Consider the following 24,406-nt stretch of genomic DNA (forward strand, 5'->3'; position numbering starts at 1 on the left):
CCGGTAAAACTTGTGCTGGCAGGAATGGGTTTTGTGGTGCGCGCAGGCTTGTATTTTCCGGCCCGGCTGCGACCTTTACGGCTTCCAACTCACCTTTTTTTCCTGTATGACTGCCTACTCCGTTGTTCTCGCCCTACACTCTTGGTCGCGTTGGCTTGTGTTGATTTTTGGCCTGATTGCTTTGTTCCGTGCTTTTGGCGGCTGGCAAGGGCGCCGTGCCTGGACCGGGGCTGATAATGGAATGGGAGCTGCCTTTGTGGGCTCTATGCACCTGCAGCTGCTGCTAGGCCTGATTCTGTATTTCGGCCTGAGCCCGGTGGGCCTGAAAGCCTTTGAGTCGGCGGGTGGCGCAGTAATGAAGGACCCTACCGGTCGCTTCTGGGCCGTAGAGCACCTAGTGGGCATGCTGCTGGCTGTAGTAGCCGCGCAGGTTGGTCGCACCCTAAGCAAAAAAGCCACCGATTCAGTGATTAAGCACAAGAAAGCCTTTACCTGGTTTTTAATTGCACTAATCTTAGTTTTGGTTATGATTCCATGGGGCATCTGGAACCCCGAGCGCCCGCTTTTCCGGGCTTAACCAGCTACCAAGCGGTTATTTTAAGGATTTCGCTTTGTAGAAAAGGCTGTTCAACTGAACAGCCTTTTTTTATTTTTCTCAGATGAGCTCCAACCTATATTCTTATCTTGCCATCGTTCTGTATTCCCACCACCGTCTACACATGCAGGTTATGAAAAAACTTCTTCCCTTTAGCGTATTGATTTTGGCCGCCTGTGAGCAGCCCGCCGCCACTGAAAACGCGCCCCAGGCCCGTCAGACTGCTAACTATGCCGCGCAAAGCGTCGATTCTTACGTGCGTGGCTATGCCAAGTACGAGCAGTGCGTATGGGGCCAGGGCATTTGCGCCGTGGCCGTTACAGAAGCGTCCACTACCAGCACCGGCACCCTGAGTGAGCGCACGCCCCGTGTCCGGCTGCAGCTGCGCGGCAACAAGCTCGACGCCCAGTTCCTGACTCCCTTCGACTCGACCGTGAAAGTGGTTACCATTCGCCCCAATGAAGAGTTTTTCATCGCGCAGCCCGAAACGGAGGCGCTGGGTGCCAAAGCCATTAAGGTAAAGCAGGGCACCTACCGCATTGAGCGCGCCTGGGGCGAGCACGGCGGTGTGCGCCTCAACGTGCAGTTGTACTAGCCCTGCGGTTTTACTAAGCCCAAACAGCCTCCACCTCTGCCCGGGGATGGGGGCTGTTTCCTTTTCCCCAGGCTGTGCGGTGTGAACTGCCAAGAGTCATGGCTGAAAACTGAAGGCTATGCAGCGCCGGCTCTAGCTTTATGTTTCGCGCAGGGAAGGCGAGCGAATGACTCTGGCTTTGTGCTTTGAAAAAAAGCCGCCGATATAGCTGTCGGCTTTTTTTGTTCGTATTCTGAAGTTTTAACACCTCCTTTGTACTATATATCAGCCTAAACCAGCCGTGGCCCGGCCTTCGTTTTGGTTGCGAAAGGCGTTTCGGCGCTTTTGCTTCATCTTATTGCACCCTACTTCCACTCTGGTTTGAGAAGATCTGCCCTCTTCGTTCTGTTTTTCCTGATTTCCCTGAGTGCCTTTTGCCAGCGCGGCTACCGCCGGGTGGTGGCCAAGCCAGGCGATGGTGTGCACACGCTGCTGTATCGGTACGGCCTGAACCCAAGGCAACATATGCGGCAGTTTCAGCAGCTGAACCAAGGCAGACTCAGCCGAAACAAGAGCTTGGTAATTGGCCGTACGTACTTGCTCCCTAGGGCCAGTGCCGCCCCAAACCGCGCCAAAACGGCTAAATCATCAACCAAACCAGCCAGCAAAGCCAGCGCCAAAACCACCGCCGCAACCCGCGGCACGGCCATGCCGGTTTCGCAGCTATTCGGGCCCACGTATGGGCGCGTGCAGCCCCGCGACGGGGCCTTGCGGGGCGCAGTGTATTACCTCTCTTCGGGGCACGGCGGCCCTGATCCCGGCGCCATCGGGCAGTATGGCGCCAATAAGCTGGCCGAAGATGAGTACGCCTACGATGTAACCGTACGCCTGGCCCGCGTGCTGATGGAGCACGGTGCGAAGGTGTATGTGATGGTGCAAGACCCCAACGACGGTATTCGGGATGAGGCCGTACTCAAGATGGATTACGATGAGGTAGGACACCCCAGCCAGCGCATTCCGCTCAGCCAGGTGTACCGCCTGCGGCAGCGCATTGCCGAGGTAAACCGCCTGCATGCCCGCCACAAAGGCGCCTACCAGCGGCTGCTGGCCCTGCACGTAGACAGCCGCAGCGCAGGCCAGAACATTGATGTGTTTTTCTACCACCACCCCAAGAATGCCTCGGGGCTGCGACTGGCCAAAAACATTCACAAAGTGTTCACGGAGCGCTACCGCCGGGCTCAGCCCAACCGTCCGTACTCCGGCAATGTATCGGAGCGCGGCACCTTGTTTGAAGTGCGCAACAGCTTGGCGCCGGCCGTATTTATGGAGCTGGGCAACATCCGCAACCAGAAGGACCAGCGGCGCTTTGTGGTAGCCGACAACCGCCAAGCCCTGGCCAACTGGATTTACGAAGGCCTGCTGGCCGACTACCGCAACAAACGGTAAACTCGCGCCCTCCAAGACTTCCGGCTACTAGGCGCACACGTGGTGTAAACCGGTTTGGGCCATGCCGGCGCCTAGTAAGTACACCACCTTCCTCCTACTGATTGCAAGTACGTGCCAGGCAAGCATCAAGTATAAACCTGCGGGTTTCCCTTCCTGACGCCCCTAGGGATTCATCAGTAGGAACAACAAGTTGTGGTAGAGGATGCCCTGCTCGCCATCATGGATACCATCAAGGCCCGCGTCTTCCATAAGGGCTTCCACTTCTTCGTAGTCACGCAGAAAATCCATTTCTACTTCCTCGGAGTTGGGTACCTGAGTGTAAGTTAGGTAGCGACGCTTTTTTTCCAGCGTAATGAACAGCCGCTGGTGCTTGGTCTGGGCAATGAGCAGCGCCTCACAGGGCTGCGTACTCTGGCCATCGGCTGACCGGATGAGGATGGTTGTTTTCTCGGAGGCTGGCGTGTGCAGCAGGAAGCTGGCGGGGTCGAGGCTCATACAGGGGCTAGGAAAGGGGACGGGGCCGAAAGGTAGCATTCTGCAGCCAGCTGGTGCTGGGTTGGGCTGATTTAGCAGGCCTAGGGTGGTATTTCTGCTAAACCGGTAGCCAGCATAGTCCGGTTAGAAAACCTACCTTCAAGGTCCCAAACTTCCCATCCACCCCACCCATTTTATCATGACTACCCCTCAAGACCACGCTTGTATTAACGGGCAGCGCCTCCACCCCGAAAGCCTGATGATGAGCTATGGCTACACGCCTGCCTGGAGCGAAGGCGCCATCAAGCCCCCCATTTTCCAAACGTCCACGTTTGTGTTCAAGAACGCCGAGGAAGGCAAAGCATTCTTCGAGCTGGCCTACGGGCTGCGCCAAGCAAACCCCGACGAGGAAATGGGCCTAATTTACTCCCGCCTCAACAACCCCAGCCTCGAGATTCTGGAGCACCGCCTCACCCTCTGGGATGGCGCCGAGGAAGCAGCAAGTTTCGCCAGCGGCATGGCGGCCATCAGTACCACCCTGTTGGCGCTGCTGCAGCCCGGTGACGTGGTGCTGCACTCCGAGCCCGTATACGGCGGCTCCGATTTTTTCCTGAAGAACGTGCTGCGCAAGTTTGGCATTGAGGCCCAGGGCTTTCTGCCCACCGCCACGCCCGAGGAGCTAGCTGCCCAGGCCGCCGCCATTGCGCCCGGCCGCCTCGCCATGATTTTCGTGGAAACGCCTGCTAACCCTACCAACCATCTCGTCGACCTCGAAGCCTGCGCCGCCCTAGCCCGCCAATACAGCACCCCCGACAAGCCCGTGCGCCTCGTGGTTGATAACACCTTCCTAGGGCCCGTCTTCCAACACCCCCTGAAGCACGGCGCCGATGTAGTGCTGTACTCAGCCACTAAGTTCTTGGGCGGCCATTCTGATCTGATTGCCGGGGCTGCCCTCAGCAGCAAGGCCCTGATGAAAGAAATCAAAGCCATGCGCACCTTCATGGGCACCATGTGCGACCCCAATACCGGCTGGATGCTTATGCGCAGCCTCGAAACCCTGAAGCTGCGCATGGAGCGCGCCGCCGCCTCGGCCCAGGTTATTGCCGACTGGCTGCGCGCGCATCCGCTAGTAGAACGCACTTACTACCTCACGCACCTGGAGCACTGCCCCGTGCAACAGGATATCTACCGCCGCCACTGCCTCTCGCCCGGCTCCATGATTTCCTTCGATATCCGGGGTGGCGAGGCCGAAGCCTTCCGCTTCCTTAACGCCCTGCGCCTTATTAAGCTAGCCGTGAGCCTGGGCGGCACCGAAAGCCTGGCCGAGCACCCCGCCACCATGACCCACTCCGACATCACCCCCGCCGACCAGCTCCAAATGGGCATTACCTCCCAGATGGTACGCCTCAGCATCGGCGTAGAGGACCCGCAAGACCTGATGCTGGACCTGAGCCAAGCATTTGAGGCCGTAGGAATACCGAAAGAGGTACGGGTGGCGGAGCTGGCGTAGTTGCTTTGTTTTGGCATTGCCATCAATCTTAAACCCATGAAATTTGAGTACTACTATGTGGGCGAGTTTAGAGCTGAGATTTTGGTTGAATGCCCTAATTGTGGTTCAAAAGCAACGGTAACCTCCCTCAGCACGGATGCTTGGGAAGATACATTTGTGTGTACTAACTGCTCGAGTCATAAAATTTGGGCTGGCGCCTCCAGTTTCTCCACAACTGCTCACTCGAACTACCGTCAGTTTGGTGGTATTATCTTCGGCCCTCCAGTAGATTGCTTTTTCCGCTATCCACTTTGGTATCAGACCGATTACAAGGGCGAAGTGCTGTATGCCTATAATTTGGCTCATCTAGCTTGGCTCAAGCAATATGTAGGAGCCAAGTTGCGAGAACGGGTGCAAACGTCATTCGGATGGAGTAACAAAAGCTTGCAAAGCCGGCTTCCGCAATGGATGCTGAGCGCGAAGAATAGGGCTACGATACTTAAGAAAATCGCGGAATTAGAAAAGAAATAGCCTCCTCAGGCGAATTTTGCTCATATAATTAAAAGAGAAGCCCGCCGCTGACCAATCAGCGGCGGGCTTTTTTAGGATGGTTAGTTTACTCTCTGTGAATAAGGTAACACCAGCGGTATGGCTATTCGGGAACATAGTGCTTTTCAGGTATATTCCCACCTTGTTCTCCCCTACGGTTTAAGCTCATGGAAACCCTAGTACAAGCGGCTAGCCCAACCAATACGCATGCGCAGGCTACCCAGCATTCTTGCCTGAACTGCGGCACCGCGCTGCACGACCAGTTTTGCGCGCACTGCGGGCAGCCCGCCAATACGCACCGCCTGAGCATGGCGCATTGGCTGCACGATATTCCGCACAGCATCTGGCACGTTGATAAAGGACTCCCCTACACACTGGGCCAAATGCTGCGCCGCCCCGGGCCAACCTTGCGGCGCTATCTGGCGGGCCAGCGGGCGCCCTTCTTCCGGCCCCTCACCTATCTCCTGCTTATCACGGGCCTCATTACCTTTTGCTATGTAGTGCTGCATTTGCGGCCTTACAACACCCACGACCCTAGTATACCGCCAGCCATCCAGGCCATGCAAGAGCGGTTCTTACAGTTCTTCTCGAAGTATCTGAACTGGTTTACCGTGGCCTTGCTCCCGCTCACGGCCCTCGTGGCGCGGCTCTGTTTGCGGCGGGGCGGCTTTAATTACGCTGAAGCCCTAACCATTACAACGTACGTTACTGGCACCTACCACTTCCTCACGCTTCTGACCCTGCCGGTGTTGTACCTGCTCAATGGCACGCGGGCGGGGCAGCAGTTTATGGCCATGATGATGCTCGTATCCTTTGCCTACCAAACGTGGGCGTACTCTAGCCTGCTCCAAGGCACGAACCTGTCGGGAGCGGGGCGTGTGCTGCGGGGGTTGGCTACTGCTATCGGCTCGTATGCACTCATTCTGCTATCTGCCATTATGCTGCTAGTGTTCATCAATTGGGACCAGTTTCTCGCCCTATCGAAACCCTAGGCACTTGTCAGGCGCAAAGTGCCCCGGCTTGCGACCTAGGTCAACAAAAAAAGCCCGCCGCTGAATCCAGCGGCGGGCTTTTTATGAACAGGAGGTTTGCGGCAATTACTGACCTAGTACCATGGCAAACACCAGCGGCGCTACAATGGTAGCATCCGACTCGATGATGAACTTGGGCGTATCCTGGCCCAATTTGCCCCAGGTGATTTTCTCGTTCGGCACAGCACCGGAGTACGAACCGTACGAGGTGGTCGAGTCCGAAATTTGGCAGAAGTAGCCCCACAGCGGAACGCTGGTGCGGCCCAGGTCTTGGTGCAGCATGGGCACTACGCAGATCGGGAAGTCGCCGGCAATGCCGCCGCCAATCTGGAAGAAGCCCACTTTGCTTTCCTCGGTAGCCTGCTGGGTGTACCACTCGGCGAGGTAAATCATGTACTCGATGCCGGTACGCACGGTGTGTACATTCTTAATATCGCCTGAAATAACGTGGCCCGCGAAGATGTTACCCAGTGTAGAGTCTTCCCAACCGGGGCAGATGATCGGCAAGTTTTTCTCAGCGGCAGCCAGCATCCAAGAGTCCTTGGGGTCAATCTGGTAGTACTGCTCCAGCTCACCCGACTTCAGGATTTGATAGAAGAACTCGTGAGGGAAATACCGCTCGCCAGCCTTGTCGGCCTGCTCCCAGAACTTCAGTACCGAGTGCTCCAGGCGGCGCATGGCCTCTTCCTCGGGAATGCAGGTGTCGGTCACGCGGTTCATGTGGCGCTCCAGCAGGGCCTGCTCGTCGGCAGCCGTGAGGTCGCGGTAGTTGGGTACCCGCTCGTAGAAATCGTGGGCTACCAGGTTGAAGATATCCTCTTCCAGGTTGGCACCCGTGCAGCTGATGATTTGCACCTTGTCCTGGCGAATCAATTCAGCCAGTTGGATGCCCATTTCGGCGGTGCTCATGGCGCCAGCCAGGGTAATCATCATCTTGCCACCATCAGCCAGGTGCTTGTTGTAGCCTTCGGCGGCATCAATCAGGGCAGCGGCGTTGAAGTGGCGGTAGTGGTGCTTGAGGAAGTTCGTTACGTTCATCGAATCGTGTTTTCTGTACTTGTGGGTGTGCGGTTTACAATCAAATATTAGCCCGGAATCGTTCAATCAGGTTACGCTATATCGAAGATTCTGAATAGCGTACCATTAGGGCTGGGTTGCTCACAAAAAGGGGCCTAGCAAGGCGGTTGAGCTACGAGTTACGTGGGAATTCAGGTGGTTGAAGTTGGGCCGCGGCACTCTGCTTTAGTATATACTCCAGCAACTGCTCGGGGTTAAGATCAACACCGCTTAAGTTCACTGAGAGTGTGGTAAAGCCTAGCGCAGCGTTAGCACGGGCTAGCTTACGCTTTAGCGGCGAGAGGCGGCTAGTGTATACCTCCTCATCCAGCACCTCCAGGCAGATAAACGACTCTTGGTTGATAGACCGGACGTAAGCATCCGTTATATCAGACCACGGAATCAGCCCTACGCCCAAGGTTCGGTCCAAAATGCCCTCATCAGAGATTTGCAGCCGGGGGCGCGTATCGAAATACTGCCGAATCCCGATGGCCACTCCAGCCCCGAAAAAGAGAATTGTGACCAATCCTTGGCCCCAGTAGCCTTTTTTAACAATCAAAAACACCCCCATGGCCACAAACGCCAGCCCACCAAACACTAGTAGCGCATAGCGCTTACGCGAGTTGTAGTAAATCAGGTCCTCAGTCATGACGGTGTAGTTGCTTAGCTGGGCTCTTCAATCATCAGGTTGTGGTTGGTATAGATGCAGATGTCGGCAGCAATGTGCAGAGCATCTTCTACCATTTGGCGGGCCGTGAGGTGGGGCGCGTGCTTTTTCAGGGCTAGTGCCGCGGCCTGGGCATACATAGCACCCGAGCCAATGGCCGCCACATCAAAGTCGGGCTCCAGCACGTCGCCGGTGCCGGCAATGATGAGCAGCTCGTCTTTGTCGGCTACCACCATCATGGCTTCCAGCTTGCGCAGGTACTGGTCTTTGCGCCACTCTTTGGCCAGCTCAATGGCGGCGCGGCGCAGCTGGCCGTTGTAGCTGCCCAGCTTCTCCTCAAACTTATCGAGCAGCATAAAGGCATCGGCGGTAGAGCCCGCAAAGCCGGTTACTACTTTGCCATCGTGGAGCTTACGCACTTTGCGCACGTTGCTTTTCGCTACGTGCTTGTCCATGGTGGCCTGGCCATCGGCGCCAAGGGCAATTTCGCCGTTGTGGCGCACGCCCAGCACAGTTGTGGAACGGATTTTCATGGCAGAATCAGAAAGAATAAAAACAGTTTTTCGGCGGGGAGGCGCAAAGCTACGGGAATCCGGCGGCAACGCCCAGCGCGCAACGGTACACCGCCACGCGCTAGCCGACCTACTGCACCGCGTTTCGCGGATCAGTTACGGGTTTCATTTCGTAGTTGTGCGGAGGCTCAGCCCCGGCTAGGTGCTGCACAAAGTAATCCCAGCGGCGACGCATCATGTAAGGCCCGTAGGCCCCGTAGCCGTGGGCAGCATTCGGGAACACTACTAGGTCGTAGCTGCGGTTAGCCTTGGTAAGCGCCTCTACTACCAGCCAGGTGTTATAGGGCGGCACGTTGTCGTCCATGAGGCCGTGGGCCAGCATCAGCTTGCCTTGGAGGTTTTTGGCGAACGTGGCATTAGCCTGGTTGTCGTAGTTGGTGGTGCCGTCGGGGTTAGTTTTGAGCAGGCCAATGTAGCGCTCGGCCCAGTCGTCCTCGTAGTTGCGGTTTTCGTGGTTGCCCGATTCCGAGATGCCCACTTTAAAGAACTCAGGGTAGCGGAACATAGCGGCGGCCGTGGCGTAGCCTCCACCCGAATGGCCCCAGATGCCGGCGCGTTCTACATCAATGTAGGGGTAGCGCTGGGCTAGTTGGCGCATGCCAGTTATCTGGTCCGACAGCGTATTTTCAGCCATGTTGCCATAGCAGGCATCGTGGTAGCTCTTGGAGCGCAGGGGGTTGCAGCTACCCTCAATTATTACTACTACAAAGCCTAGCTCCGCTAGGGCCTGATGGTCGGTGCGGGCGGCGCTGAACGACCAATTGCCCACGCCACCGCCCTGCGGGCCGGGGTAGATGTAATTAATAATGGGATACTTCTTGCCGGGGTCCAGGGTAGTAGGCGTGAACATCAGCCCGTACAGATCGGTCTGTCCGTCGGCGGCCTTCACCGTGATGGGCGCAGGAACTTTCCAGCCGGTAGCAGCGAGGCGGGAAATATCGGTTTTCTCCAGGGTTGAGAGCAGCTTGCCATCAGCAGAGCGCAGCACCGTCTGGCCCGGCTTGTCTGGTTGAGAGTAGGTATCGATGAAGTACTGGCCCGAAGGTGAGAGGGTAACCTGGTGGTTGCCGGGCTCAGGCGTGAGCAGCTTGAGGTTTTTGCCATCCAGCCCAATGCGGTATAAGTGCGTAAAATAGGGGTTACCCGGTTCCCGGCCATCGGCCAGGAAATACAGCTCCCGCTTCTTCTCATCCACGCGCAGCAGTTGCGTTACCACCCAGTTGCCTTTGGTAATCTGGCGCTTTACTTTGCCGGTACCGGCATCGTAGAGGTACAGGTGGCCCCAGTTGTCGCGCTCTGAGTACCAGATGATTTCTTTGCTCTTGGGCAGATAGCGCCAGTTGATTGCGCCCTGACCCGACTCATACTGCGTGGCCACGGTTTCAGTAAACACATCACGCACGGTACCGGTAGTAGCATCTGCAATGCGGAACTTCTCCTCCTTATGGTCGCGGGAAGTCGAGACGAAGGCCAGCTCCTTGGTATCGGGGCTCCAGTCCACGTCATCGAAGGTGCCGCTGCTGGAAATATCATCGGAGAGCGTGCCCCGGTGCGGGTCAGGAGCCATCTGGAAGCGTACCACCTTCGGGCTGCTTACTTCAATTACTACCCGTTCAATGGTGGCAATATCTTTATCACCAGGCAGGGGGTATTTCCAGCTGTCCAGGCGGGGGTGGCCAATGTTGGTGGTCACCAGGTACATGTCACCTACCTTGCGCTGGTCTTGGCGGAAGGTGGCAATCTTGCGCGAGTCGGGCGACCAGCGCAGCACCGGTTTGTCGCTGTGCGTCCAGCCGGCGTTGTCGGTAGCGTAGCCGTAGTCCTTGGTGCCGTCGGTGGTGAGTTGGGTAAGCTCGTTGGTGCTGGTATTGCGCACCCACAGGTTGTCGTCCTTGATGAAGGCAGCCAGCTTGCCGTCCGGCGATTCTATTTCGTTAGCTGCGTTGGCGCTGGGCTTCTCCGGCGAGGTATCTGGGGCTAGCTGCTCACTTACTACATCGTATTTCCAGGCTTTGCCGGCGGCCGCAAAGGCAATGGATTTCTCATCAGGAGCATACGAAAGGTTGCGGAATGGCAGGCGGTTGGCCTCGTAGGTTTTGCCGCTGGCCGAAGACAGCGCAGCGGCTAGCTTGGCTTGGTCGAAGGCTACGGAGCGGGTTTTGCGGGCGGGGTCTACCAGCACGAACTCACTACCCCGGGCGGTAAGCACCCGGTACCAGAACCTGTCGTTGGCGAGCCAGTGCGGCTGGCCGGCACTACCGTCTATTAGGGGTTGGGTGTTGTAGCCTAAAAAGCGTTCAGCCCGGGCGTAATCCTGGGCCGTGAGAACGGGCCGCTGTTGGGCCGAGGCGGTGGCCGGAGCCAACCATACCACCGCCGAAAGGACCAGTAGATACTTGTGCATAAAGTTGAGAGAAGGTGGGACAGCCGCCCGATTCCGGCGGGGACGGAAGGTAGCACACATTCTGCTCACTGCACATTGGTAACCGCGCAAACCTGTATAAACGCAGCATGCCGGACGAGCTAGGGCACTACCCCAGCTCATCCGGCATGCTATATCTAGCGTAACGGCTGCTACCCGCAGAAACTAGAAGCGGGCCTGAAGCTTCGCAAAGTAAAACCGCCCGTTGGCACCCATTTGCACAGGGTCCCAGGCGCCGCCGGTTTCCGTGAGCTGCGGATTGAACAACGTAGGGTAGCGGTTGAAGAGGTTAGCACTGCCTACAATGAACTGCAAATTGTTGGTGATGGCATAGTTCAGCGTCAGGTCCGTTGTGATGCGGCTGTCGTAGTTCATCTCGTCGCCGTTGAAGTCGATGAGCGTAATTTCATCAAAGCGCACAAAGCGCACGAGGGCACCGAAGCGGCCCAACTGGTAATCAAAGGTGAGGTTGATTTTGGAAGGCGGCGCGGAGGCTTTCACAAAGGCTTGCTCCCGCGCGCCAAAGAATTCATCTTCCCGGCCTGTCAGGCGGCCTGAGGTCTGGATCCGATCAATGCGCAACCTGTTGAAGTTGGCAGCCAGCGTGGAGTTCAAACGGCCTGTGCCAAGCGTGAGCGTGTGGTTTAGCACCACATCAAGACCTAGGGAACGTGTGTCGGCGGCATTTGCAAAGAACTGGGCCTGATTTACCCGAAGGGCTTCTAAGTCCGCCCCGATAACGGGGTCCAGATTCCCGTCAGAGTCTCTGGAAGGAAACTGGCTGGTAAGCACCACGCGGTCCTTCACCTTGATATAGTAGCCATCGAGGGTTAAGCTCAACGTGGAGCCTAGGCGGCTGGTGAGGCCAATGTTGGCGCTATTGGAGGTCTCCTGTTTGAGCTCAGGAATGCCTAATTTTTGGGTAACAGGGCTATTGTTGCGGGCCAACAGCACTTCTACCGGCTCGCCATTGATGAAGTTGGTGAAGGTAGAGTTGAAGTTGATTTGGGCCAGAGAAGGCGCCCGGAAACCGGTGCTGTAGGTGCCGCGCAGCGTCAGGAACTCCGTGAGGTTAAAGCGCGTGGAGGCTTTGTAGTTGAGCGTGCTGCCGAAGTCAGAGTAGTTTTCGTAGCGCAGAGCCGCGGCCAACAGCCAGCGCTGGGTCACGCTCAGTTCGCCATCTACATACACGCCAAAGTTGTCGCGCTGAGCCTTGATGGCGTCGCCGGGCTGGTAGCCGGGGAAACCCTGTGAGCCGCCCGAAAACTCGGGGTTGTAGTTGCGGTACGAGCCTTCTTCGCCGGCAAACAGTGAATACCATTCGCGGCGCCATTCGGCCCCGGCAGCTAGGTTGAAGCCCTGCAGCACCGTTTTATAGTTGCGCGTCAGGCCCAGGTTTACAACGTTCTGCTGAAGCTGAAACCCACCGGCATCAAAGGAAGTGGGAGAGCTAGCGCCCAGGGAGGCATTCAGCGTGTTGCGCACGCCGTACTCAAAGCGATTAGAGCCGAAGTTGTTGCTCAGGTCCAACTGCCAAGCATCTTCTGTAGCGCCCAAAGCGGTCCGGAAACCGGCTACAGCCGAGGCATCCACAATGTCGCTGGTAATGATGGGGTCGAAGCCGTTGGGGTAGATGGCCGGCACGTTTCGCCTGTCTTCGGGGAAACGAGTCCAGGCGTAGGCGTCGCCCTTGCGCAGGTTGCCGCCGCCAAACACGTAAATGTGGGCTTTGTCGGTGAGCGCAAACTTGGAGTTGATATACGCCGAGGTGTTGCTGACTTCCGGGTCGCCGTACTCGCGGCGAAGAAGGCCATCGGGTGCCGGAACCGCGGCCCGCTGGGTGTGCTCGCGCTTGTTATAGTCGACGGTAGCATTGATGAAGCTTCCCTTCTCGCCGAGGCCTAGTCCGTAATTGAGGTTGGCGTTGAAGTTACCGCCATCAAACTTCTCATTGTCGCGGCGGTACTTGGCGTCGTAGGCGCCGTAGTTCACGTTGGCAGTCAGCTCCTTTACCGAGCTTTTGAGCACGATGTTGATAACGCCCGCAATGGCATCGGAACCGTACTGGGCCGCCGCTCCATCGCGCAGAATCTCAATGCGCTCTATGCTGGCGGCAGGTATCACGTTCAAGTCGGTGCCGGTGTTGCCGCGGCCGCGCGTACCAAACAGGTTCACCAGCGCCGACTGATGCTGGCGCTTGCCGTTCACCAGTACTAGGGTCTGATCGGGGCCCAACCCCCGCAGGGTGGCGGGGTCCACGTGGTCGGCGCCATCGGAGCCGGTCTGGCGGTTCGAGTTAAACGACGGGGCTACAAACTGCAGCAGTTGGTTTACATCGAGTTGGCCGGTCTTGGTGGTTACTTCGCGCAAATCAATGATATCCACTGGCGAAGGTGAATCGGTAACGGAGCGGTTCTGGCTGCGCGAGCCCACCACCTGCACTTCCCCAAGGCCCGTGGAAGCATCCGTGAGCCGCACACTTACTTGGCCGCTACCTTCCACTTCCTGCGTGGCATACCCAATAGAGCTGATTTGCAGGCGAGGGCTAGCGGTGCGAGCCCGTAGGGCAAAGCGTCCGTCGTTGCCGGTGGCGGTGCCATTGTTGGTACCTTTTTCCACCACCGTAGCCCCTATTACAGGTTTGCCGGCGGCATCCAGCACTTGTCCCGTAAGGGCTTGGCCTTGGGCAAAGGCCGCAGCGCTGGCCAGGCACATAGTTACTGTCAGTAGATTCTGCTTCATATGCATCACATGATTTTAGTAATCAGACAACCAGGCGCTGCCGGCGTAGCACCCTTCGCTGGTAAGTATATATATTTTATAATCAATTTTTAATCTGAGGCATCTGAAGAACTCGTCGGCTACCCTCAATTGCATGCCAAACTGACCGCCGGTTTCAGCTCAGGCAGTACCTAGGAAACACAAAAGCCGGTTCTTTCGAACCGGCTTTTGTAATACTGGAATAACGAGTGCTTATCAGATGAGCATGCGCATGGGGTCTTCCAGCAGGCTTTTCAGCGTCTGAAGGAAGGCCGCACCGGTGGCACCATCTACCACGCGGTGGTCGCAGCTCAAGGTCACTTTCATCACGTTGCCAATGGCCAGCTGTCCGTCTTTTACCACGGCCGTCTGCTTAATGCCACCCACGGCCAGAATGCAGGCATCCGGGGGGTTGATGATGGCGGTGAATTCTTCGATGCCGAACATGCCCAAGTTCGAGATGGTGAAGGTGCTTCCCTCCCACTCGGCGGGCTGCAGCTTCTTGCTCTTGGCCTTGCCAGCCAGTTCTTTCACCTCGTTAGCAATGGTAGAGAGGCCTTTGCCATCAGCATTGCGCACAACTGGTACCAGCAACCCTTCGTCCACGGCCACGGCCACGCCAATGTTTACCACCTTGTTCTGGCGGATTTTATCGCCAAGCCACGAGGAGTTCACAGCGGGGTGTTGCTTTAGAGCTACCGCAGCGGCTTTGATAACCAAGTCGTTGAACGACAGCTTCACTGGCGAAAGGGCATTCAGCTGGCCGCGCACTTCCATAGCGCGGTCCATCAGAATTTCCATCGTCAGGTAGAAGTGCGGTGCCGTGAACAAGCTTTCCGACAAACGACGAGCAATTACCTTACGCATCTGCGACACAGGCGTGTCGGTGTAGGTGCCTTCAGCGGGGGTAGCGGCCGGAGCGGCAGCGGGTGCAGCTTTTGGCGCTTCGGCTTTGGGCTGCTCGGGCAGGGCGGCCTGAATGTACTCCGACTGCGTGTTGGCGGCCTGAGCTGGCTGCGAAGTCTGGGCTGGAGCAACGGCGGCAGCAGGCTGCGCGCTTTCCAGGTCGCGGGATACGATGCGGCCGTTTTCGCCGGAGCCTTTAATGGTGCTTAGGTCAATGCCTTTGTCTTTGGCAATGCTCTTGGCCAGCGGCGAAGCGAAGATGCGGCCGCCATTCTGGGCCGGAGCAGCTTCAGCGGCTGGCGCAGGGGTCGAGCTAGTAGCAGGAGCAGCAGTTGCCTCCGCGGCAGCAGCGGGTGCCGGAGCACTTCCGCCCGATTGGCCACCTAGCAACGCCTGCACGTCGGCACCTTCTTCCCCAATGATAGCCAGAATGCCATCTACGGGAATAGCCTCGCCTTCCTTCGGGCCGATGTAGAGTAGCGTACCGTCTTCGTAGTTGTCCAGCTCCATGGTGGCCTTGTCGGTTTCCACTTCAGCCAGCACGTCGCCGGACTTCACCTTGTCGCCTACTTTCTTGAGCCAGGAGGCGATGGTGCCTTCCGTCATGGTGTCGCTCATCTTCGGCATCCGGATAACAGTAGCCTTTTTGCCGTTGCCAGCAGGGGCAGCAGCTGGAGCGGGTGCGGCGGCAGTAGCAGGGGCCGGGGCGGCCGGAGCGGCTGCTACGGGAGCCGGGGTTGGCGCCAGAGCAGCTTCCGCTTTAGGAGCTTCAGCAGCCGGAGCCGGAGCAGCACTGCCACCGTTTAGCAGAGCCGAAATATCTTCGCCTTCTTTGCCTACAATAGCCAACAGGCCATCAACGGGCACTGATTCGCCTTCCTTCGGGCCGATATACAGGAGAGTGCCGTCCTCGTAGTTTTCGAGTTCCATCGTAGCCTTGTCGGTCTCCACTTCGGCCAGGATATCCCCGGATTTTACTTTGTCGCCTACTTTTTTGAGCCACGAAGCAATGACCCCATCGGTCATTGTGTCGCTCATTTTGGGCATTTTTATGAGTTCGGCCATCTGGGTCTTCGTTGGGTTGAGTGGGCCAAAATTAGCCCGAAAATCCGGGGGTGCAAACTAAACCCCTTCTTCTAAGAGCACGCGTAAAACAGCGAATTTTCGCCTTTGCAGGCAGCCTCTGGTTTAGATATCGGCAACGGCAACTTGAATCAGAATCAATACCGACTTCTTTACTCGAAGGTTATTGGCACTGTCCATTGCTCCTGGCTACACTTCTGGCGGTCGGCTAGGTTGCTACGCTGAATGGTAAGGGAGTGAATTACAGGCCGCACTAGGGGTAGTAACCGCTGCAACTGGGCTGAATCGGTTGCTGATTCAACTGTAAAACGTGGTTTACCCGAGCTTTTCCAAACTACTCTAGCTACACGAACCTGCTCCTGATTGATCCGGAGGTCCGGGTTTATAACGAAGCTAACAAATACCCTTCTTTCTAACGTTGGATGGCTAATGCGCAAAGGCTTAGCTTCCAAATCATCTATTTGCTAGCAATACTCGGGAGAATAGCAAAGAGCCTTCTGCGCCGTGGCGGTGGTTTGTTGTGGTTGTGGAGCTAGTAGGGGCTCCTTTGGTTCCGGCCCCTGGCAGCCAATTAATAGGCTAAGCCAACCGCCGGCTATCCAATGGGCCCTAGGCGTGGGTTTCATGCAAATGCCGCACATCCAGAAAGCTCTTCACCGTAAACTGCGAGCCGGTGTAGTGCAGTTTGTAGAGGCACAGGTTATGGTGCTCAAAGGAATCCATCTGGCTGAGCGGGTAGCCGAGCAGCTGGCAGAGCAGCACGCGCATAGCACGGCCGTGCATGCACACGAGCACGTTTTCTTCGTCGGGGCGCGAGGTAATCAGGTCGATGACGGGGCGCTGGCGGGCCGCTACCTCATCGGGGCTTTCGCCGCCTATCAGGCGAGTATGTGTCTGGCCAGCTTTCCAGCTCTGCAGTACGTCGTGATATTCCTCGTCTTCTTCCGGCGTGATGCGAGTGCCCTCGCGCACGCCCCAGCTAATCTCGTTCAGGCCGGCGTGCTGCTCGTGCGGCAGCCCCAGATCCAGAAAACCCTGCACCGATTGATGGGTGCGTTGCAAAACAGAGGTATACACCTTCGCAAAGGGCACGTGGCGGTAGGCCGCGAAAAAACGCGCCGCCTGGCGGTGACCAGCCTCGTTTAACGACGAATCGACACCGCTGCCCTGTACAATGCCGCGCACGTTAAAATCGGTCTGGCCGTGGCGAATGAGGTATATTTTTTTGACGCTCACTTTCCCCCTAGTTTTGCTGTTTCTGCCGTTAAAGTACGGCGATTTTGCTCCGGCGTTCATTTCGGGCGCCTGAGTTTTCTTCTATCTCTTACGCTACCTACGGCTTAGCTCTTACCAGAACATCGGGCGCTGAACTTGTTATTACGGAACAAAGGTGTTTTTCTTTTTCCGGGATGACCCTGCCGCTCGCTTCTTCCACCCTTCCTCATGACGCTGGAGCAAATTAAACAGTGGGTTGGAACCCGCCCTACCCTCGCCGATACGCTCGGCATTGAGCTAACTGCCCTTACCGACGAGTACCTGGAAGGTCGTATGCCCGTTGATGGCCGCACCCACCAGCCCATGGGTTTGTTGCATGGCGGCGCTTCCGTAGCCCTGGCTGAAACGCTAGGCAGCATTGGGGCCGCCACCAAAATCGACCCTAGTAAACAAGCCTGCGTGGGCCTCGAAATCAATGCCAACCACATGAAAGGCGTGCGCGAAGGCTACGTAGTGGGCCGGGCCACGGCTTTGCACGTAGGCCGTAGCACGCAGGTGTGGGAAATCAGAATCACCCACGAAGAAACCGGCGCTTTGGTATGCATCAGCCGCATTACCATGGCCGTAATTGATTTGCCCGCCGCCAAACCCCAGGCATGAGCACCCTCCAGCGCATTTCCTGGAAGCCCGACCTGCCGGTAGCCGACCGGCTGCAGCGGCTGGTGGCCCTGGCGCTTACCAGCGGCCGTCCCGTGGCCCTGTGGCGGCTTCCGAATGAAACGCACCCTAGGCTCTGCCTGAGCCTGAAGGTAGATGCCGCGTTTGTGGGGCTGCCGCCGGCACTGGAGCCCACGGCCCCGGCGGGCTTTGCCTTCTTCCCGTTCCGCGACTCCGACCACAACCCGCCACTTTTCCTGCCCGCCGACCTGTTCTTTGACCTGGCCAAGCCCGAAGAAATTCAGGTAAGCGCGGCCGCGGCCGGGCGCCTGCCAGAGCTGCGCCAGCGTTTCGCTAGCCTCTCTGACACGGCCAACCTGCCCTGGCACGTAAGCCGGCAGCCCGTTCCGCCCACCGCTTCGCAACCCGAGTATGAGGCCTTGGTTGCGGCGGGGGTGCAGGCTATTGAAGAAGGCGTGGTGCAAAAAGTAGTATCGAGCAGGGCGGTGCGGCGGCCGTTGCCGGCGGGGTTTGATGCACTGGCGGCTTTCGAGGAGTTACAGCAGCGCTATCCTAACGCCTTTGTCTCGCTGGTGAGTGCGCCGGGAGTAGGCACCTGGCTGGGCGCTACGCCGGAAGTATTGGCTGAAATTACTGAGGACCAGGTGTTCCGGACGATGGCGCTGGCCGGTACGCAGCCGCTGCTACAGGGCATGAAGCCCGCCACTGCCCGCTGGGCTCACAAAGACCTGGAAGAGCACGCCATGGTGGCCCGCTACATTGTGAACTGCTTTAAGCAGTTGCGCCTACGAGAATACGATGAGCGCGGGCCGCGCACAGTAGCGGCCGGGCAACTGCTGCACTTGCGCACCGACTTCGCTGTGCATCTTAACCACGTACCCTTCCCTACCCTCGGTACCGATATGCTGCGGCTGCTACACCCTACGCCCGCCGTGGGCGGCGTGCCCAAACAGCCCGCCCTGGAATTTTTGCGCCACAACGAAGGCTACGACCGCGCGTACTACGCCGGTTTCCTGGGCCCCGTGAACCTGCCCGATGCCGGCGTGGCGCGTTTGTACGTAAACCTGCGCTGCCTGCAGTTGCGGCCTCAGGAAGCTATTCTCTACGCCGGCACCGGCCTTACCATCGACTCCGATCCGGCCCGCGAGTGGCAGGAAACAGAGCTGAAGCTGCGGACTGTTGGGGCCATTTTAAGTGAATAACCTACTCCATCATCTGAAAGTCGTGTGGTCGTTCATTTAGGTATCAGCCGTTCTGCCCTATCCTATGCCTTCTTTGCAAGCCGTTCATAACATCCCCGAAATCTGCGCCCAGCTGGGCATTACGGATGTGGTGCTTTCGCCGGGCTCCCGGTGTGCGCCCCTCACCATTGCCTTTGCACGTCACCCGGGCATTACGGTGCGTACTGTTCCTGATGAGCGGGCCGCAGCGTTTATTGGGCTAGGGCTGGCCCAGGCCCAGCAGCGGGCAGTGGCGCTGGTGTGCACCTCGGGCACGGCAGGCCTCAACTATGCGCCGGCCGTGGCAGAAGCCTATTTTCAGCAGATTCCGCTGGTGGTATTTACCGCCGACCGGCCGCCGGAATGGATTGACCAGCTCGATGGGCAGACGGTACGCCAGTCAGATTTGTATGGCGCCCACGCGAAAGGCTCGTTCACGTTTCCGGCCGATACTGCCCACGCTGATGCCCAGTGGCATGCGGCGCGCATCGTGTCAGAGGCAATTGGACTGGCAGAGCAGTTTCCGGCCGGGCCAGTGCAGGTGAACGTGCCGCTGCGGGAGCCTTTCTACCCCAAAGCCGGCGAGGAGCTGCAGTTTGGGCCCGTGAAAGTCACCCGCGAGTTGCCCGGCCGCCCTCAACTTTCAACACCTGTACTAGCCGAGTTGCGCCAGGCCATCCGCAGCACCAGCCGCGTGCTGGTGGTGGGCGGCCAGCACCCGGCCGATGCGCAGCTGCTACTAGCCCTCCGCCGGTTCGCAACCGCCTATCAGGTGCCAGTAGTCGGCGACCTAATTGCTAATTTGCACCTGCCCGCTGCGCCCGATTTCGACCAGCGCCTGCGCCCACTGGGCCGCCAGGATGTGTTTTTGGCCGTGCCGGAGCCGGGCATGAAAGCAGCCCTGAAGCCTGAGCTGCTCATCACCTTCGGCAAGTCGCTTATTTCGAAGGCATTGAAACTGTATCTGCGCACGGCCAAGCCCGCCCAGCACTGGCACGTGCAGCCCGCAGGCGCCGTTGCCGATACGTTTCAGTCGCTAACAAAGGTGGTGCGCATGGAACCCACCGATTTCTTTTCGATTTTGGCCGAAGAAGAGCCTAGTAACATAGCTAGCGTGGTAGCCTCTGAGCCGACAGCACTAGGTTCGATATCGGGCCCAACTCCCCCTAGTTTTGTGGCAGCGCAGGATGCTACGCGGGTTGCGACTGCGCCGGCCCCTAGTGGCCCAGTGCGGCTAAAGTGGCCCGGCAGCGGCGCCCAGCTGGGTGAGGCGGAAGCCGTGGCCAAAGCCGCGTACCTGAAACCGTGGGTGGCAGCCGAAAATTGGGCTACTGGCTTTCTGCAGGAGTTTATGCAGCAGCCTACGCAGCCGTTCAACGAGTTTACGGCTATTTACAAAGCCCTCCAGCTCTTGCCCGATCATACCGCGCTGCACTTGGCTAACAGCATGGCGGTGCGCTACGCCAATATACTAGGGCTGCCCACAGGCCGAACCGTGGAAATATTCGCAAACCGAGGCACCAGCGGCATCGATGGCTGCACGAGCACGGCCGTTGGAGCGGCGCTGGCCCAGCCCGGCCGGCCGGTGGTGCTGCTCACCGGCGACGTGGCGTTTTTCTACGACCGCAACGCTTTCTGGCACAATTACGCCACCCCTAACCTGCGCGTAATCCTGCTCAATAACCACGCCGGCGGCATTTTCCGCATGATTGACGGCCCGCGCCAGCAGCCCGAGTTGGAAGAGTTCTTCGAAACGCGCCAGATGCTTCGGGCCGAGAACACCGCCCGCGATTTTAACCTGCGCTATTTCGCTGTTTCTTCATTTGCTGAACTAGAGTCGGCTTTACCGGTTTTCTTTGCAGCGGAATCCGGCGCGAGTCTGCTCGAAATCACCACCGACAGCCCCACCAACGCCGAGTTCTTCGAACAGTACCGCGCCGCGGTACGAACGTCATTCTCTCAATCATAAGGAAACCTTCCCCTATGGCCGAACAACTTACCTGGACCCCGATTAAGGAGTTCCGCGAAATTCTCTTCTCGCAGGCTGGCGGCATCGCCAAAATCAGCATCAACCGCCCCCATGTGCACAACGCCTTCACGCCTCTCACGGTGCAGGAGATGATTGAGGCCATGGATATCTGCCGCAACCGCACCGATATCGGCGTGATTATCCTGACCGGGGAAGGCGGCAAGGCTTTCTGCTCGGGCGGCGACCAAAGCGTGCGTGGCCACGGCGGCTACATTGGCGAGGACACCGTACCCCGCCTGAATGTGCTGGATTTGCAGAAAATGATTCGCTCCATCCCGAAGCCCGTAATTGCCATGGTGGCGGGCTGGGCTATTGGCGGCGGCCATGTGCTACACGTCGTCTGCGACCTGAGCATTGCCGCGGATAACGCTCGTTTCGGTCAGACCGGCCCCAAGGTGGGCTCCTTTGATGGCGGCTTTGGCGCTAGCTACCTTGCTCGCGTGGTAGGCCAGAAAAAGGCGCGCGAAATCTGGTTTCTCTGCGACCAGTACGACGCGCAGGAAGCGCTCGACATGGGCCTAGTAAACAAAGTGGTGCCCCTCGATAAGCTCGAAGAAACTACCGTGGCGTGGTGCCATAAGATTCTGGAGAAAAGCCCCCTAGCGCTGCGTATGCTCAAATCGAGCTTCAATGCCGAGCTGGACGGACAAGCCGGTATTCAGGAGCTGGCCGGCAACGCCACCCTATTGTACTACCTCTCCGAGGAAGCCAAAGAGGGCAAAAACGCCTTCATTGAAAAGCGCACGCCTGACTTCTCGAAGTACCCCAAATTCCCATAAGGCCTCGGCCCGCAATCCAGTGTAGTAAGCGCTGCCTGCCTGTAAAGGGCGGGCAGCGTTTTTTCTGTACTTTTCGCCCCAGGCGGCGCGGCTGCCTGTAGTTGCTACCCTATACCCTGCCTCCCCTCATGAAGCACTTTCTACTCTTACTTGCCCTAGGCCTTGCCGGCGCCACAACCGCTCAGGCGCAGGTTACTACCACTAAAGCGGCCGCCAGCGTTACTGCCCCCGACCCAAACAAATCAGTGCAAGTTGTGGAGGCGTCCTGCGGTCAGTGCCGGCTCGGGCTGCCAGGCAAAAGCTGTGATTTGGCCGTCCGGATTGATGGCAAAGCCTATTTCGTGGATGGCACCAACATCGACTCGCACGGCGATGCGCATGCCAAGGACGGGTTCTGCCAAGCCATCCGGAAGGCCAAGGTGCAAGGTGAGATAGTAGATAACCGCTTTGTAGCCACGTATTTTCAGCTTCTGCCGGAAACCCCCAAAGCAAAGTAGCCGAGCAACAGTTGCACCCCAGCTACTCCCATTTACTAGCCGCTATTTTTACGCCGTATGGCCAACTATCAGGTAACCAACAAGGGAACCCGCGACTTTACGCTCCTGGCCCATGATGAAGTGCGCGGCACGCTGCACTACACTGAATGGTTTTCTTTGAAAGCAGTGCTCACGCTGCCCGATGGCGCCAACTTTCGGATAGGTCCCAAGGGCGTGTGGGGCACCACCGTAGAGTTAACAGATCAGCAGGAGAAGGTGCTGCTGAACTTCAAGATGAACTGGAGCGGCACCATCATAATCAAGTCGAAGCTCAACAGCCGAGTGTTTCTGTTCAAGCAGAAAAGCCTGCTCAAAAACACCTTCGTTCTTCTGGATAAAGATGAAAAGGAGCTGATGGTAGTGAGTCCATCCTTTCAGTGGAACTCCCTGAAACCTAGCTATAGCCTGTCTGCTACCGAGGAGTTTGAGACTCTCGATGAGAAAGACGTGCTGCTGCTCACCACCATTCACTGCGCCAACTACTACATGTCGATGATGGCGGCTTCGGTTGCTATTGCTACTTAGGCTGGAGGCCATTCCAACTAGTCGAACTGTATTTCACTACATGCACACTCTGCTACTAACTAATTGGTTGGGCCCGATATTCTTTATAATTCTAACATTAGGGGCGCTTCTGATCTGGTATAGCTTGTTTGTGGAAGCTTTCAATCTGTTGCGACAATTCTTCCGCTGGATTCGGGGCGGCTAAAGAAAATTATAGCACAACTCACCCACAGAAATAAGCGGCTACGCAGAAGCGCATGCACAATCAGGCAGATTAGTATCCATCAATACAATATGAAAAATAGCTTCCTGCTTTTACTTCTTTTCCTGGCGCAAAGCGTTGTAGGCCAACAAAAAACACCCGCTCTCGCCCCTCGCACCGACGCCCAGAAGCTAGACTATTTTTTGAAGCTGACGGATACGCTGCGCACTAAAGCGCACAACTCCGGCATGGCGGTGGTCATTATCTACAAAAATCAGGTGCTTTATAAAGGTGGCCTGGGCTACCGCGATGTTGAAAAAAAGCTGCCGGTAACCAACAACACACTTTTTGAAATTGGCTCCTGCACCAAGGCCTTCACGGGCGTGCTGGCCTCGCAGCTGGTAGCCGATGGAAAGCTGAAGTGGGACGACAAAGTAGTTAGCCATTTGCCTGCCTTCAAGCTACAGGATACCTACGCCGCCCAGAATGCCACGGTTCAGGACTTGCTAACCCACCGCGTAGGGCTTGACAAGCACTTTTATCTGCTGTACGGCCCCAAGTTTTCCAGAAACGAAATGCTGGAGAAAGTCCAGCATTTGAGCTTTGACGGTTCTTTCCGCGAGAAATTTCTATACAACAACCTGATGTACACGGTGGCCGGCATTGTGGAGGAAAAAGCGGCTGGCACTACGTGGGAACAGCAAGTCAGGCAGCGCATTTTCGAGCCGCTGGGCATGAAGAACTCCTTTACCACCTTCGAAGAATTTCAGAAGTATCCGGAGAAAACCATCAGCTACAAAAACGATGGCACTACCCGCGTGCCGCAAGAAGGATTAGACGCCTGCGCGCCGGCCGGCAGCATCACGTCAACTATTGATGACATGGCCAAGTGGCTGGGTATGTGGCTGGGCAAAGGCGGCGTACAAGGCCAGCCGTTTCTGTCGGAAAAGCAGTACAACTTTCTGACTAGCCCCCTTACCGTCCGGAACCCCGCCGAGCAGGTATTTTATGGTATTGGCTGGGACGTGGATACCAACCGCAAAATAGTTTACCACGATGGCCGCACCGGGGGCCAAAGCTCCCGTATTCTGATGATGCCGCAGGCCGGTTTCGGCATTGTCATCCTGACCAATCAGCAGACTGACTTACAAAACCTGCTGATCCGGTACGCCACCAATATTTTTGTGGAGGATAACTACGAGAAGATGCGGGGATTTGAGGAATTCGTGTTGACCAATGCCACCAAAGCGCAAAGCAAGCCGGAGCAAAAACTCTATACCATCGAGAATAAGGAAACGCTTAAAAGACTAGCAACCATAGCCGGAGTATATACGCACCCGGCGTACGGCACCATCAGCATAACTAGTGAAAACAAGAACCAACTCCGCTTTGCCTACTATGACTTCAAAGGCACTGTAAAGCAAACCTCGGAGGCTGGCTTTACGGCGTACACAACCCACTTTACGGGCTCCGACCAGTTTGATTTTCAGGTACTGACCGATGCCACCGCCAAGGTGAGTGGGATTGAAGTAAAGCTACCGAACTCGGCGCCGCTCACATTTACCAAAGTGGCAGCCGGCAAAGCGCTGTAAGAGGCCACACTACTACGGTCTAACTAC

21 protein-coding genes are annotated in these 24,406 nt (G+C 57.2%); 13 read left to right on the plus strand and 8 right to left on the minus strand.

Features of this window, described 5'->3' with window-relative positions:
• The first annotated feature begins 106 nt into the window (after positions 1–106).
• The 3 genes from ACYVHC_RS15365 to ACYVHC_RS15375 all read left to right on the plus strand — a co-directional run bounded on the left by ACYVHC_RS15365 (position 107) and on the right by ACYVHC_RS15375 (position 2,615).
• Positions 107–577 carry a hypothetical protein gene (locus ACYVHC_RS15365; RefSeq protein ID WP_460614659.1) on the plus strand — a complete coding sequence of 157 codons (471 nt, stop codon included), beginning with the start codon at positions 107–109 and terminating at the stop codon, positions 575–577.
• Between the two features lie 151 nt (positions 578–728).
• Positions 729–1,190 carry a hypothetical protein gene (locus ACYVHC_RS15370; protein WP_460614660.1) on the plus strand — a complete coding sequence of 154 codons (462 nt, stop codon included), beginning with the start codon at positions 729–731 and terminating at the stop codon, positions 1,188–1,190.
• Positions 1,191–1,550: 360 nt separating this feature from the next.
• Positions 1,551–2,615, plus strand: coding sequence for an N-acetylmuramoyl-L-alanine amidase family protein (locus ACYVHC_RS15375; RefSeq protein WP_460614661.1), 1,065 nt, complete (start codon positions 1,551–1,553; stop codon positions 2,613–2,615).
• A 162-nt stretch (positions 2,616–2,777) separates the two neighbouring features.
• On the opposite strand, the gene ACYVHC_RS15380 is transcribed toward ACYVHC_RS15375, so the two are convergent.
• Positions 2,778–3,110 (minus strand): hypothetical protein, encoded by a 333-nt coding sequence (locus tag ACYVHC_RS15380; RefSeq protein ID WP_460614662.1) that lies wholly within the window; start codon positions 3,108–3,110, stop codon positions 2,778–2,780.
• 178 nt (positions 3,111–3,288) lie between these two features.
• Between ACYVHC_RS15380 and ACYVHC_RS15385 the strand changes: the two genes are divergently transcribed.
• From ACYVHC_RS15385 to ACYVHC_RS15395, 3 genes are all read left to right on the plus strand, one after another.
• Positions 3,289–4,599, plus strand: a complete 1,311-nt coding sequence (locus ACYVHC_RS15385) for a PLP-dependent aminotransferase family protein (RefSeq protein ID WP_460614663.1) — start codon at positions 3,289–3,291, stop codon at positions 4,597–4,599.
• Between the two features lie 36 nt (positions 4,600–4,635).
• Complete coding sequence (locus tag ACYVHC_RS15390) at positions 4,636–5,109, plus strand: Ogr/Delta-like zinc finger protein (RefSeq protein WP_460614664.1); 474 nt, start codon at positions 4,636–4,638, stop codon at positions 5,107–5,109.
• 185 nt (positions 5,110–5,294) lie between these two features.
• A complete protein-coding gene (locus ACYVHC_RS15395; RefSeq protein ID WP_460614665.1) occupies positions 5,295–6,119 on the plus strand; it encodes a DUF3667 domain-containing protein in 825 nt (274 codons plus the stop codon).
• A gap of 105 nt (positions 6,120–6,224) precedes the next feature.
• On the opposite strand, the gene ACYVHC_RS15400 is transcribed toward ACYVHC_RS15395, so the two are convergent.
• The 7 genes from ACYVHC_RS15400 to ACYVHC_RS15430 form a co-directional block, all read right to left on the minus strand.
• On the minus strand, positions 6,225–7,196 hold the full coding sequence (locus tag ACYVHC_RS15400; RefSeq protein WP_460614666.1) for a deoxyhypusine synthase family protein: 972 nt from the start codon (positions 7,194–7,196) through the stop codon (positions 6,225–6,227).
• A gap of 151 nt (positions 7,197–7,347) precedes the next feature.
• Positions 7,348–7,863 carry an STM3941 family protein gene (locus ACYVHC_RS15405; RefSeq protein ID WP_460614667.1) on the minus strand — a complete coding sequence of 172 codons (516 nt, stop codon included), beginning with the start codon at positions 7,861–7,863 and terminating at the stop codon, positions 7,348–7,350.
• Between the two features lie 14 nt (positions 7,864–7,877).
• The gene (hslV, locus tag ACYVHC_RS15410; RefSeq protein ID WP_460614668.1) at positions 7,878–8,414 is read right to left on the minus strand and encodes an ATP-dependent protease subunit HslV; all 537 of its coding nucleotides are present in this window, start codon (positions 8,412–8,414) and stop codon (positions 7,878–7,880) included.
• 109 nt (positions 8,415–8,523) lie between these two features.
• Entirely contained in the window at positions 8,524–10,857 is a 2,334-nt protein-coding gene (locus ACYVHC_RS15415) for a S9 family peptidase (protein ID WP_460614669.1), read from the minus strand.
• A 183-nt stretch (positions 10,858–11,040) separates the two neighbouring features.
• Entirely contained in the window at positions 11,041–13,617 is a 2,577-nt protein-coding gene (locus ACYVHC_RS15420) for a TonB-dependent receptor (protein ID WP_460614670.1), read from the minus strand.
• Between the two features lie 234 nt (positions 13,618–13,851).
• Positions 13,852–15,606 (minus strand): pyruvate dehydrogenase complex dihydrolipoamide acetyltransferase, encoded by a 1,755-nt coding sequence (locus ACYVHC_RS15425; protein ID WP_460614671.1) that lies wholly within the window; start codon positions 15,604–15,606, stop codon positions 13,852–13,854.
• A gap of 627 nt (positions 15,607–16,233) precedes the next feature.
• Positions 16,234–16,860: a histidine phosphatase family protein gene (locus ACYVHC_RS15430; RefSeq protein WP_460614672.1), complete on the minus strand. Its 627-nt coding sequence runs from the start codon at positions 16,858–16,860 to the stop codon at positions 16,234–16,236.
• Between the two features lie 207 nt (positions 16,861–17,067).
• Here ACYVHC_RS15430 and ACYVHC_RS15435 point away from each other — a divergent pair, with 207 nt between their 5' ends.
• The 7 genes from ACYVHC_RS15435 to ACYVHC_RS15465 all read left to right on the plus strand — a co-directional run bounded on the left by ACYVHC_RS15435 (position 17,068) and on the right by ACYVHC_RS15465 (position 24,379).
• Positions 17,068–17,499, plus strand: coding sequence for a hotdog family protein (locus ACYVHC_RS15435; RefSeq protein ID WP_460614673.1), 432 nt, complete (start codon positions 17,068–17,070; stop codon positions 17,497–17,499).
• Entirely contained in the window at positions 17,496–18,719 is a 1,224-nt protein-coding gene (locus ACYVHC_RS15440; protein ID WP_460614674.1) for a chorismate-binding protein, read from the plus strand. The genes ACYVHC_RS15435 and ACYVHC_RS15440 overlap by 4 nt, the downstream gene beginning before the upstream one ends.
• A 64-nt stretch (positions 18,720–18,783) precedes the next feature.
• A complete protein-coding gene (menD, locus tag ACYVHC_RS15445; RefSeq protein ID WP_460614675.1) occupies positions 18,784–20,706 on the plus strand; it encodes a 2-succinyl-5-enolpyruvyl-6-hydroxy-3-cyclohexene-1-carboxylate synthase in 1,923 nt (640 codons plus the stop codon).
• Between the two features lie 14 nt (positions 20,707–20,720).
• Positions 20,721–21,545 carry a 1,4-dihydroxy-2-naphthoyl-CoA synthase gene (gene menB, locus ACYVHC_RS15450; protein ID WP_460614676.1) on the plus strand — a complete coding sequence of 275 codons (825 nt, stop codon included), beginning with the start codon at positions 20,721–20,723 and terminating at the stop codon, positions 21,543–21,545.
• Between the two features lie 128 nt (positions 21,546–21,673).
• Complete coding sequence (locus tag ACYVHC_RS15455) at positions 21,674–22,042, plus strand: DUF6370 family protein (protein WP_460614677.1); 369 nt, start codon at positions 21,674–21,676, stop codon at positions 22,040–22,042.
• 57 nt (positions 22,043–22,099) lie between these two features.
• Positions 22,100–22,606: a hypothetical protein gene (locus ACYVHC_RS15460; RefSeq protein WP_460614678.1), complete on the plus strand. Its 507-nt coding sequence runs from the start codon at positions 22,100–22,102 to the stop codon at positions 22,604–22,606.
• A gap of 273 nt (positions 22,607–22,879) precedes the next feature.
• Positions 22,880–24,379 carry a serine hydrolase domain-containing protein gene (locus ACYVHC_RS15465; RefSeq protein WP_460614679.1) on the plus strand — a complete coding sequence of 500 codons (1,500 nt, stop codon included), beginning with the start codon at positions 22,880–22,882 and terminating at the stop codon, positions 24,377–24,379.
• The last annotated feature ends 27 nt before the right edge of the window (positions 24,380–24,406 follow it).

It is taken from the genome of Hymenobacter seoulensis (assembly GCF_054780535.1).